The sequence below is a fragment of the Amazonocrinis nigriterrae CENA67 genome, from assembly GCF_016056305.1.
Lineage (GTDB): Bacteria > Cyanobacteriota > Cyanobacteriia > Cyanobacteriales > Nostocaceae > Amazonocrinis > Amazonocrinis nigriterrae.
Window position 1 is genome coordinate 1 of record NZ_JAECZC010000036.1, and the last position, 12,536, is coordinate 12,536.

Annotated in this window: 7 protein-coding genes; 5 read left to right on the forward strand and 2 right to left on the reverse strand. The window is 40.7% G+C overall.

Translation table 11 applies throughout. The features are described from left to right. Positions 1 to 206, forward strand: a 206-nt coding sequence (locus tag I8748_RS18330) for a hypothetical protein (RefSeq protein ID WP_214662649.1), incomplete at its 5' end; no start/stop codon positions are given. A gap of 48 nt (positions 207 to 254) precedes the next feature. On the opposite strand, the gene I8748_RS18335 is transcribed toward I8748_RS18330, so the two are convergent. Further along, positions 255 to 1,319, reverse strand: a complete 1,065-nt coding sequence (locus I8748_RS18335) for a mannose-1-phosphate guanylyltransferase (protein ID WP_198126007.1) — start codon at positions 1,317 to 1,319, stop codon at positions 255 to 257. 116 nt (positions 1,320 to 1,435) lie between these two features. Between I8748_RS18335 and I8748_RS18340 the strand changes: the two genes are divergently transcribed. Then, a complete protein-coding gene (locus tag I8748_RS18340) occupies positions 1,436 to 2,941 on the forward strand; it encodes an LCP family protein (protein WP_198126008.1) in 1,506 nt (501 codons plus the stop codon). A gap of 128 nt (positions 2,942 to 3,069) precedes the next feature. Next, positions 3,070 to 3,576 (forward strand): pentapeptide repeat-containing protein, encoded by a 507-nt coding sequence (locus tag I8748_RS18345; protein WP_198126009.1) that lies wholly within the window; start codon positions 3,070 to 3,072, stop codon positions 3,574 to 3,576. A gap of 325 nt (positions 3,577 to 3,901) precedes the next feature. Here I8748_RS18345 and I8748_RS18350 read toward each other — a convergent pair whose 3' ends face one another. Continuing rightward, on the reverse strand, positions 3,902 to 9,307 hold the full coding sequence (locus tag I8748_RS18350; RefSeq protein WP_198126010.1) for a trifunctional serine/threonine-protein kinase/ATP-binding protein/sensor histidine kinase: 5,406 nt from the start codon (positions 9,305 to 9,307) through the stop codon (positions 3,902 to 3,904). A gap of 648 nt (positions 9,308 to 9,955) precedes the next feature. On the opposite strand from I8748_RS18350, the gene murJ reads away from it, so the two are divergent. Then, positions 9,956 to 11,566, forward strand: a complete 1,611-nt coding sequence (murJ, locus tag I8748_RS18355) for a murein biosynthesis integral membrane protein MurJ (RefSeq protein ID WP_198126011.1) — start codon at positions 9,956 to 9,958, stop codon at positions 11,564 to 11,566. Between the two features lie 158 nt (positions 11,567 to 11,724). Further along, positions 11,725 to 12,369: a hypothetical protein gene (locus I8748_RS18360; RefSeq protein WP_198126012.1), complete on the forward strand. Its 645-nt coding sequence runs from the start codon at positions 11,725 to 11,727 to the stop codon at positions 12,367 to 12,369. Positions 12,370 to 12,536: the final 167 nt, after the last annotated feature.

Consider the following 12,536-nt stretch of genomic DNA (forward strand, 5'->3'; position numbering starts at 1 on the left):
ACTATGCACTCATGGAAAAGACTACTCTAGCATATGTCTTACCAGTAGAGTTTGGTTGGGATGATTTAGGTGATTGGAATGCGATCGAACGTTTACTGAAAAAAGAAGTTATTTTTGACTTCTCCCTCATCTCCCCTGCTCACCTGCTCACCTGCTCCCCAACTTTTTTGGCTAGAGGCTCAAAGTTAGAGACAGTTAAGTTATAATAGATAAATACCCATTTGAGCCTCTGCCAAGGGTTTTAACTTTTACATTTAAAGCAGTTCAGTAAATCGGGGATCGTTTTGCAGGGTTTTGAGAACTAGCTTGATTTCCTGGGTGCGGTTTTTATTAACAATGAGAGTGACATTGCGATCGCGGACAATCACGACATCCTCTAAACCAATAGTAACAATTACATCTTCTGGATTAGTAGCGTAAACAATAGCCCCCTGCGTATCCAATCCCACATGAGTAGCGAGTTCTACATTGGGAGTCTCTTCTTTTTTCAGTAAACGTTCGATCGCATTCCAATCACCTAAATCATCCCAACCAAACTCTACTGGTAAGACATATGCTAGAGTAGTCTTTTCCATGAGTGCATAGTCTATACTCTTCTTAGGTAACTGGGGATAGACATCAGGCCCCTGTTGTTCTAAAGGTTCGATGATTTCTGGAGCATGGGTGTGTAATTCTTTAAGAACCACCCCAGCCCTAAACACGAACATGCCGCTATTCCAGCTAAAACGACCCGTAGATAAAAAAGTTTCTGCTGTTTCCAGGTTGGGCTTTTCAGTAAAGCGGTTGACGTGATAAGCTGGCAACTCATTAAAGCTACCAATTTTTTCGCCTTGCTCAATGTAGCCGTAACCGGTTGATGGGAAAGTAGGTTTGATCCCCAATGTGACAATCGCTTCTTTGGTTGCCGCCAGCTCACTAGCAGCACTTAAGGTACGTGCAAACGCCTTTTCGTTAGCTATCCAGTGGTCTGAGGGGAAAAAGCCGATGATAGCGTCTTCTCCATAACGCTTCTTGATTTCCAAGCTTGCCCAAGCAACGGCTGCGGCGGTGTCTCTACCCTGCGACTCAATCAATAAATTTTGAGATGGTAGTTCGGGTAGCTGTTGGCGTATTCCTTCAGCTATTTGACTAGAGGTGATGACCCACAAGGACTCCCAATTTCCTCCAATGGATAACAGTCGATCGGCAGTTGCTTGTAATAGACTTCTAGAGCTACCATCAAGACTTAAAAATTGCTTAGGTCGATCTTGGCGACTTAAAGGCCAAAAACGCTCACCTTTGCCTCCGGCAAGGATTACTGGGAACAAATAACTACTCATGTTGTCATACACACATACTGAAGAACAATACATAGTGTACAGTGAGCTTTTCCTCTGGCAAGATTTGTAGCTTGCATTAACATACTTTTAGGGAGTGGTTGAGTGGGGAGATAATAGTGATTAAACAATTTCAATGGTCGAAGAATTCGGTTACACCTCAACAGATATCAGAACTGGATCTAGAGGTAAAACCTCAGCAAATACAAGTGCCAGAAACTCAGGGAACGCTGCAAACTGTACCAGCTTCAGATCTAGAAGCACCACAACAGCAAGCAAATACCCAACGTAGTGTCGTAGAGTCTGTCAGTGCTATCCCTAACGAGCTTTACGAGAGGTTGGGCTTGACCATGCCTCGATGGCTACTGTGGATTTTGACAGTTGTCGTCGGCATTGTCTTATCTGGGCTGTTGGTCTCAACTTTGGCGCTGTGGACTCCTTTATGGAGCAATCTGGATAAAACAGATGAAGAATTAGGATTTGCTGGTAAAGATGAGCAGAAAATGCCATTACCAGGGGAGTTATGGGGAAAAATCTCCCAGTACCAGCTATCACGCCCGATGAATATCCTGATTATGGGGATTGAACCAGTCAGGGGTACTGTTGATGGCTCACCAGAGAGTTTTGCTGGCAAAAGCGATAGCATGTTGCTGGTCAGACTCAACCCCAGCGACAAATCCATGCGGGTACTTTCAATTCCCAGGGATACAATGATTGCCATCCCAGAAAAGGGATTAACTAAGGTATCTGACGCCAATGCCCAAGGCGGGCCAGTCTTAGCAGCACGGGTAGTCAGCCGTACCCTCAACAATGCGCCTATTGATCGCTACGTCCGTATCTCCACTAGTGGCTTGAGGGAGTTAGTCGATCAGTTAGGTGGGGTAGAGGTCTTTGTTCCTGAAACAATGGAATATCGAGACTCTAGCAGTGGACAGCCAATGACTTTAGTTAGCGGTTGGCAAACCCTTAACGGCGAACAAGCACAACAGTTTGCACGGTGGCGCGAACCAGGACAAGGAGATCTACCAAGAGTACAGCGACAGCAAGCACTCTTTGCGGCATTACTCCAACGCCTTAACAGTCCTACCGTTTTACCCAGGTTGCCCCAATTAACCCGCATCATGCGGAAATATTTTGACACAAACCTCAAGATAGAAGAAATGATGGCTTTGGTGAATTTTTCCGTGAATTTAGAGCGGGATAATTTCCAAATGACCATGTTGCCTGGTACATTCAGCCGTTTCAGCAAAGACCCTGATAGTTACTGGCTGAATTTGACTGGACAACAGAGCCTACTGAATAATTATGTAGGGGTAGACATTCCTGGTCTTAAACAAGATTCACGTCCAGTTTCTAACCTCAAAATTGCTATTCAAAATGCCTCCAATCAGCCTCAAGTAAATGAAAAAGTTATTGCCTATCTGAAACAGAAAGGCTTTAAAAATATTTACACAGTATCGGATTGGCCGGATACCCAACGCCAAACTCAGATTATCCTTCGCAAAGGAAAGCAACAACCAGGAGTTGAATTGCAAAAAATTCTCGGCTTAGGTCAACTAGAGGTGGCAGCTACTGGTGATTTAGAATCGGACATTACAATTCGTATTGGGAAAGATTGGAAATAGTCAGTGGTCAGTGGTCAGTGGTCAGTGGTCAGTGGTCAGTGGTCAGTGGTTAAAGAAAAAAAACAACTAACAACTGACAACTAACAACTAACAACTGACAACTAGCAACTGACAAAAAAAATAAAGTTATGAAAAAGATTTTACTCAAATTGTTTAGTTTAATTGTAATTTTGCTTTTAGCTTGGTTTTGGATAATGATTAATCCCAAACCGGCTTTTTCTCAATTAAACTCAATCAACTACAGCAACATAAATCTAGAAAATCGTGACTTTCAGGGCGCTAACTTAGCAGGTGGGACTTTTGTTGCTGCGGAAATGCGGGGTGCAAATTTCCAAGGAGCAAATTTAACCAACGCAATTCTGACTAAGGGAGTTTTATTAAAAGCCAATTTAGAAGGTGCAAATTTAACTGGTGCTTTAGTTGACCGTGCTACTTTAGATGGTGCAAACCTGAAAAATGCCATTTTTACAGAAGCAACTTTGACACGCAGCCGCTTTTATGATGCTGATATTTCTGGCGCTGATTTTACAGATGCTTTAATTGACCGTTATCAAGTGTCGCTACTGTGTGAAAAAGCAGATGGCATAAATTCAGTTACAGGTGTGTCTACGCGAGATAGTTTAGGATGTCGCTAGGTTATTTCTATGAATAGCAAATTAACAACAAGATTTTTGTGCAAAACATGCAAAATAAAGGTGATTTATTAAGTTATATATTATTAATTACTAATTTGAGTTTATTTTGGTTTTTGATGAAAGGTAAATATATAAAAATTCATGAGCAAACACAAAATAAACTGAACTTTACTATTCAACCCAAGTTACTTCGGTTTCTTGGGTTGTTTATTGGACAAGGCGGATATTGGCTCTAAGCTCCTTGCTTAGTAATGAAAAATCAAGCTTCTGAACATTTTCAAGAAATTAATTTACAACAGTAGGGATGCACATCTGTAATACTTATTCAACAGATAGGGAGAACAATCTGAAATTCTGTTTGCTCTGTTGGCTCTGATCGCAAAGTCAAAGTGCCGCCATGTTGTTGGATAATTGAATAGCTGACAAATAAACCCAAACCAGCACCACGACCGATGGGTTTTGTGGTAAAAAACGGGTCAAAAACACGGTTTTGAAGACTCACGGGAATCGTACTACCTGTATTGGCGATCGCAATTCGTAACTGTTTACTGTTTATGACTTCAGTACGAATCCGAATTTCCGGGTTTTCACTGGTTTCGGGATGATCTCGAATGGCATCAATGGCATTGTTGATAATATTTAGGAAAACTTGATTGAGCTGGCTAGGATAACAATTCACCATAGGTAAGTTGCCATAATTCTTAACCACGCGCACTTCAGGTTTATTTTCAAAGGCTTGTAAGCGATTGTGCAAAATTAACAGCGTGCTTTCAATGCCACTGTGTAAGTCTACAGCTTTGAATTCTGCTTCATCCAAGCGAGAAAAGTTGCGTAAACTCAAGACAATTTGGCTAATGCGATCGCTGCCTACTTTCATAGATTCTAAAATTTGATTGACATCCTCAAACAGAAAATCAAGGTCAATTTCTTCTTTCTTGGCTTGAATAACTGCACTAGGTTGGGGATATTCTTGCTGATACAATGCCAACAAACTGATCATGTCTGCAATATAACTTTTTGTATGCGTGATATTACCCTTAATAAAATTAACTGGATTGTTAATTTCATGAGCAATACCAGCTACCAGTTGACCTAGTGATGACATTTTTTCACTGTGTATCAATTGCGCTTGAGTTTGTTGCAATTTTTTCAAGGTTTGCTCTAAATCTTCGGCTTTTTGGTTGAGAGCGTGGGTTTTTAGCTCTACCTCTGCTTCTAGTGTGTGGGAATAGTTTTCAGTTTGTTGATATAAACGGGCATTTTCCACAGAGATGGCAGCTTGGCTGGTGAGAAGTTGTAGAATTTCGATGCGATCGCCACTAAAAGCACCCATAGTTAAGTTATTTTCTAAGTACAAAATCCCGATGAGTTTACCTTGCCGACTAATGGGAGTACACAAAACTGATTTGGGATGGTGTGTCATGATATAGCGATCGCCTGCAAATTGCACTGAATCGCTCAAGTTTTCAAACACAGCCGTCTCTTGAGTCCGTGCCACTGCATAAATCAAACTCTGAGGAATTTCTTGATATCTATCTAGCGGAGTTTCTAAAGTTTTTGCTCGTTGTTGATCGGCTTGAGCGACGACTAACCATTGTTCATCTTGGCGCAGGATGAAATGACCGATTTGTGCGCCGGCATTAGCGATGGCAATCTGCATTAAGCTCGTTAACAGTTTCTCTAATTCAATTTCTTGGGAGATGGCTTGTGCTGCTTTCATCACTGCCAGAAAATCTAACCACAAATTTTGGCCGCCACTGACGCTCCTCATCAGAGTTGACGAGATAGTTGGTTCAGATGTGATGGCAAAGTTACTTGGTTGGAGAATAGCCGCTAGTAGTTGCGGATATTGTTGTTCTAAATGGGCGACTTTGGCTTTTGCGCCCCAATGAGCATAACAGTAGTAGGCTTCCTGCATATAGCCTGCGGCTACCTTTTCCTTACCCCAAGCGAGATAAAACTTAGCAGCAAGTTCGTTAGCTAAGGCTTGTTCTTGAATGTAGCCGTTTTCTTTAGCTTGGGCGATCGCGTTGTCATATAACTCAATGGCTGCTGTTTTTTGTCCTAATACTCGGCATTTTTCAGCTGCTACTAAATCAACTTTGTGTTGGTGATTCATCGGGGCATAGTGTGCCCAGTGCTGTTGCAGTTGTGTTTGGTTTTGTTCTACCTGCTCTAATACTTCTAATGTCCCATCTGAAGGTTGACTCAACTGTGCCAAAATTATCAGAGAATCGTAGAAATAAAACACAGCTTCACCGATCAACCCAGCACCAGCAGTTGAATATTGTCTGACTTGAACTGCATAGTTTGTCGCTTGCTCAATTTCCCCAAATAAGAAACAAAGCAGCAGCTTATACAAATAAAAGAAATACAATCCAATCAAGTCATTGGCAGACAGCAACAAAGGCAGAAATTCACTTTCTTGCAGAGCCTCCCCAGATAAAATAACCGGATACTCCCCAACTAAGAGCAAATTTAAAATAGATTGCCAATAAATCCGGCAGTAATTAGCTGTTGTCAATTGATTTAACTGCATCAACCCATTGCAGTAGCTGCGGACATCTTGTTCTAAAGTTGCTAAGGGCTGACTGCACCAAAAAGAATTAAAACAAAAACTGTAGGCAGAATATCCAGCAAACTCTGGGTTGCCAACTTCGAGTGCAGTAACATAAGTCTCTTGGGAGACTGATAGTGTTTCTTTGATGTGAGATTTGCGGTGTATAATAAACAGTCCTAGCACAGTTAATACTTCAGCTTTTATCGCTTTGGCATCAAATTTGGCTATGATACCAAGTGCCAGTTGTCCAAACTTTGTTGCTATATTTACATCTTGCAAAAGTCTACAAATAAGGATGCCATAGCAAGCATAGCTATAGGCTGATGTCGATGTATTTCCATATTGAATAGATAATTTAATTGACAAACAAATTACTAATGGGAATATGGGAGAGCCAAAGTTGAAAGCTGCTGGTAAAATACTGTTGGCAATCTGCACAATTGCCAGTTTTTCTGCATCAGCCATCGCTTTGAGGTGAATTAAATCTGCAATTTCTCTGTCACCAATCAGTTCGCTGATTTCTTGGATTGCCTGTTGAATATCCGTCTGTGTTGGTGTTTCGGGAAAGGTGACACCCAACTGTTGCAGGATTTGTGTACCGATGGCTACAGCTTCAGCAAGCCTATTTTGAGAGGCATTAGCCTGGATTCTGATTCGGTAAACGTTGACTTTTTCTAGTTGGGAATGTGTCTGTTCGGTGACAATTTCAATGAAATGTTCCATCATTTCAAAGTCACCACACAGGTAAGCTAATTCAGCAGCTAATTCATGAAAAGCAAGAGTAATTTGGTATTGCTGTTGCCAAGCTTTTTCTCCTAATAGAGACAAACCCACTGTCACATATTCACGAGCCGCCTGATAAGCGGTTGCACTTTTGGCTTTGCAACAGGCTGTGAGGTTAAGTTGTGCGAGTTCCTCTCGTTGGCTTTGTTCGGTAATTAAAGCAGTACCATAGTTTAATTGATTGACCACCTCAAAAATGCGTTCAACTCTTGCTTTTGGAGAAATCTTTTGTAGGAGTAGTTGTCCGATGTGATAATGGGTTGTTTGTTTTTGCTCCTCAGGAATCAGAGAATAGGCGGCTTGTTGGACGCGATCGTGTAGAAACCGATAGGTTACATTTTCGATGTTGCTAGTGTTTGCATCTGCCTGTTCATGGCTGAGATAAAATTTATATAATTGACTTTGTGGCAGAATCAGTCCTTCCTGTAAGGCTTTCCACAAAGCCGTCGCCGAAGAAGCTTGTGATTGTTCGGAAACGATCGCTAAGGTTGCTAAATCAAATTGATTCCCGATACAAGCCGCTAACTTGAGTACTTGTTGCGTTACTTTTGGCAATTTCTGCAACTGCTGCGCCATAAATTCCACCACATCATCGGTGAGGGAAAGCGCATTAATTTGGACAATATCACATTCCCAATAACCTTGGTCACGATTAAACTTAATCTGTCCGTCTTCGTGTAATGCTTTGAGAAACTGGGTGATAAAAAACGGATTTCCTTGAGTTTTGCGATCAATTAATTCTGTGAGAGGACGCGATCGCTGTGTCGTACAATGCAATGTATCAGCAACTAACTGATTTGTATCATTCAAGGCAAGAGGTGAAAGAGTAATTGTATTAACAGTCTTATCAGCTTTCTTCAGTTCCTCCACCGTCAAGATGAATGGATGTGCCGGCGAAACTTCATTGTCTCGATAAGCCCCCAACAATAGCAAATAGCTGTGATCCTGCATCAGGAGTTTAATCAACACAAGGGAAGCTGAATCTGCCCACTGTAAATCATCCAGAAACATTACTAACGGATGTTCTTTTGTTGTAAAAACTGCAAGAAATTTTTGGAACAATAAATTAAAGCGATTTTGTGCCGCAGTTGGTGATAGTTCTGGCACAGAAGGTTGCTGACCAATAATTCGTTCCAGTTCAGGAATTACCTCAATCAGAATTTGTCCATTGTCGCCCACAGCTTCGAGAATCTTGGTTTTCCATCGTGCTAAGTGCGCGTCATTTTCTGACAATAATTGTCCCATTAAATCTCGTAAGACTTGGACAAAAGCTGATAGGGGAATATTACGATTAAATTGATCAAATTTTCCTTTGATGAAATACCCTTGCTGACGAGTAATAGGTTTGTGAACTTCATTGACTACCGCAGTTTTACCAATCCCTGAAAATCCTGCCACCAACATCATTTCAGATGTGCCGTTGGTGACGCGCTCAAAGGCATCCAGTAAAGTCTGAACTTCTGCTTCACGTCCATAGAGTCTTTCTTTGATGAGAAAGCGATCATACACATCCCGCTGAGCAATTTCAAAATTTGTAATTTTCCCAGTATCTTTAAGTTGATATAAACAATTTTCTAAATCGTGTTTTAATCCTAAAGCACTCTGATATCTATCTTCGGCGTTTTTCGCCATTAATTTCATGACAATATCTGAAACTACCTGCGGAATCCCTTCCCTATTCCCTAATGCCGTAGGTATTTTGGCAATATGACAATGCACCAATTCCATCGGATCATCACAGATAAATGGTAATTCTCCTGTTAATAATTCATAAAAGGTGACACCCAGAGAATAAAAATCACTGCGGTAGTCTATGCCTCGGTTCATCCTGCCAGTTTGTTCGGGAGAAATATAAGCGAGGGTTCCTTCTAAGAAATTGGGACTTTTAATTTCTGGGGTTTCTTTAGGCAACAGGGAAGCGATACTAAAGTCGATCAGTTGAACTTGTTTTGTTTGGGGATGAATCAGAATGTTTGCAGGTTTGATATCTTTGTGAATTACACGGTTTTGGTGTAAACTGTGGATAACATCGGTTAATTGAATAGCGATCGCCAAAAATTCAACCAGTGAAAGAGTAGTGGTTTGAATATATTCTCGTAAAGAAATTTCCCCCCGATCTTCCATCACCAAAATATAACCATTTTCATAGGTTTCTAACGATAAGGGATGAATAATACCGAGAATGTTGAGATTTTTGCTAATGGTATATTGATTGCGGAATTGCAATAATTCGTTGAAGCTGGGATATTTAGATGTCAGAAGTTTAATGACTACTGCAAGTGTTCCTTGCTCTCTAATAGCTCGATATACTCTGGTTCTGGAACCTGCATACAGTTGAGAGCTAATTTGATATCCAGCAATTATGGGGGTTTGGCTCGCAATACTCATTTATGCCTACTTAATAATAAAATTACGTTTTTGCCTCATAAAGTTAGTATTCCCAGAGAGCATCTGATTTTTTGCTAGAACTGATGCAAGTGTAAGTTTTTTTTCCTGTGGGTTGTACTGATTTACTAGTGAAGCAGTAGCGACGTAGAAGCATCGGCATTGCGAGAGAGGGGATTTTCACGCTCAAATCTTGCACCTGCCCAATTTACCGCCAAGAAATAAATTTCACAGGCTCAAAGCTGAAGTAAGCTAAAGCTTACTAAACATCAATTTCAGTCCGTTAAAACGGACTTGAGCTATAAGCCTTGAACTTAAGTTCAAGGCGTACTCAGGGTCAGGTGCAAGATCTGAATCGAGGTACATCACGGCAACATTACTGTTAAAAATAATCATGCAAACGGTAGTATTTTTACAGTCTTATTTGACCAGCAATATGAGCAATGACCATTTGAAAAATATGTGTCAAATAAAACGTTCTCGCTAAGGCAACCTGTATTTATACCAACTTGCATTTTTATTTGCAGCGATCGCACTTAAAATGATTCCCATCAGATTAAAATTTAATGACTATTTTGCCTGACATCCCTTAAAATTTCAGGTTAAATGTTTCAGAAATATGCACTCTAGCAGAGTTGTCAGGTATACTTCGTGACTAATCAAGAGCAAAAACCCTCTCGTTCATTCGCCGGGATTGCTGGTATTGTTGCCGCAGCCACATTAATTAGTAAAGTCTTTGGTTTAATACGACAGCAAGCGATCGCAGCTGCTTTTGGTGTTGGTGCTGCTGCTACAGCCTACAGCTACGCCTATATTATTCCAGGCTTTCTCTTAATACTACTGGGTGGGGTGAATGGGCCATTACATAGTGCGATCGTCAGCGTTTTAGCCAGGCGCAAGCAACAAGAAGCTGCTTCCTTAGTGGAAACGGTGACAACACTGGTGGGTGGATTGCTGTTGCTGGTGACATTTGCTCAGATTTTCTTGGCAGATGAGATTGTTGATATTGTCGGTCATGGTTTGTCACCGACAACCAGGGCGATCGCTATTCAACAGATCCAAATCATGGCGCCAATGGCTTTATTTTCCGGTTTAATTGGCATCGGCTTTGGCACTCTCAATACAGCCAATCAATACTGGTTACTCTCCATTAGTCCTTTATTATCAAGTGTGACTGTTGTCGCAGGCATCGGTATTTTAGCTTTGCAATATGGCAAAGACATTATTAAGCCAGAATATGCTTTTATCGGTGGCATGGTATTAGCTTGGGGAACCTTGTTAGGAGCAATTCTTCAGTGGTTGGTGCAGTTAATTGTGCAATGGCGGTTAGGATTAGGCACATTACGGTTGCGATTTGATTTTAAATCTCCGGGTGTTCAAGAAGTAATTAGAATCATGACTCCGGCAACAATTTCCTCCGGGATGATGCCAATTAATGTTGCCACAGACCTTTATTTTGCTAGTCCAATTCCTGGTGCTGCGGCTGGCTTTAACTATGCCAATTTGCTGGTGCAAACACCTTTAGGAATTATTTCTAATATTATTTTGTTGCCCCTGTTACCGATATTTGCCAAACTTGCCGAACCAGAAAATTGGCCAGATTTAAAATTACGCATTCGTCAGGGTTTATTACTCACCGCTTTTACTATGCTACCTTTGGGGGCATTAATGGTGGTTTTATCTGTACCAATTGTACAGGTAATATATGAGCGTGGTGCTTTTAAGCAAGATGCTACAGAGTTGGTATCTTCGCTGTTGGTTGCTTACGGTATTGGCATGTTTGCTTATTTGGGGCGTGATGTCTTAGTGCGGGTGTTTTATGCCTTGGGCGATGGACAGACACCTTTTCGCATTAGTACTTTTAACATCTTGCTCAATGTTGCACTCGATTGGATTTTCGTTAAACCTTTTGGTGCCCCTGGTTTAGTGTTAGCAACAGTGGGTGTCAATTGTAGCTCAATGTTGATGCTGTTGTGGTTGCTCGATCGCAAGCTGAATGGTTTACCTTGGCGTGAGTGGACTGTGCCAATTCTCGGTTTAACTGCGGGTAGTATCGTCTCTGGCATAGCCAGCTACGCTACTCTGGTTGCTTGTCAGCAGGTATTAGGTAAACAGGGTTTACTGATTCTACTGTTGCAGTTAAGCATATCTGGTTTAGTGGGGATTGTAGTATTTGGAGCGATCGCTTCATTCATGAAAATCCCAGAAGTCAATACTTTTGTGGATCGTATGCGCCAGCGCTTTTTCAAGGCTAAAGGATGAAGCATTTAAACATCTTTTAAGCGGCTTATTGAGGCTAAGATGAAGTATAAATTTTGATACTTCATCTTTTTTATTAAGTAAATAATAATACCCCTCAACAGTAGTAAAATATTTTCACGTCAGAGTTGATACACTTACAATCTATTTTGCACTCTTTCATGAGTGAAATTGAGGTCAAAAACGTGGAATTTCATAAGTTATTGTATATTTTTAGTGTAGTAAATATTGCTAATTTTGCTCTTAGTTTACCTGTTTTAGCTCAAATAGAAGAAAATCAGTTCAATTCTCCATCGGCTAGTTGTCGTGCAACTAAAGTAGATACTCCAATTTTCCAAGAACCCTCAACAACATCTAACGCTATTAGGATATTTTCTGCAAATACAAAGGTTTCCTTAGCATATATCCCAGCTAATGGAGATAGATTTGTGAGAATTCAATCTCCTACTTCCGGGTTTATTCAAACTGCTGTACTCAAGTATTGTGAAACGAATAACAGTGAGCAAAAACCTTGGAATAGACCAACTATTAACAGTGTCTGTCGGCAAATTGTACGACCAGAAATTATTATACGTAGTGAACCTAGTACGAGAGGAAACTACATCACAACACTTTATCCAAATACAAGAGTGTTTGTGAACTTGACAACAGGTAATGTAGTTAAGTCCTACAGATCCGAAAATTACATATGGGTAGAAATCGACCTTGCTAGAAGTTTTCCCGGTGAATTATCCGGTAATGGTTGGATAGTCAATACTGACTTAGTAAATACTCCTGGATTGAGCAACTTGGCTTATTGCGGTTAGTAAAGGAAGTCGGCAAAAATAAACATAATTATATTAATAAGGGTAAAGGTTAAAACCTTTACCCTTTCTTACAAAAGTTTACAGAGTTCGATTTTATCGCGCCTACTGACTTAACTGTCCTCACAAGTTTCTCAAATTGTTCTTCTATCATCCTAATTGTAAAACTT

Coding starts and splice junctions, on each gene's coding strand:
- I8748_RS18335 (WP_198126007.1), bottom strand. CDS start 1,319: ATGAGTAGTTATTTGTTCCCAGTAATCCTTGCCGGAGGCAAAGGTGAG.
- I8748_RS18345 (WP_198126009.1), top strand. CDS start 3,070: ATGAAAAAGATTTTACTCAAATTGTTTAGTTTAATTGTAATTTTGCTT.
- I8748_RS18350 (WP_198126010.1), bottom strand. CDS start 9,307: ATGAGTATTGCGAGCCAAACCCCCATAATTGCTGGATATCAAATTAGC.
- I8748_RS18360 (WP_198126012.1), top strand. CDS start 11,725: ATGAGTGAAATTGAGGTCAAAAACGTGGAATTTCATAAGTTATTGTAT.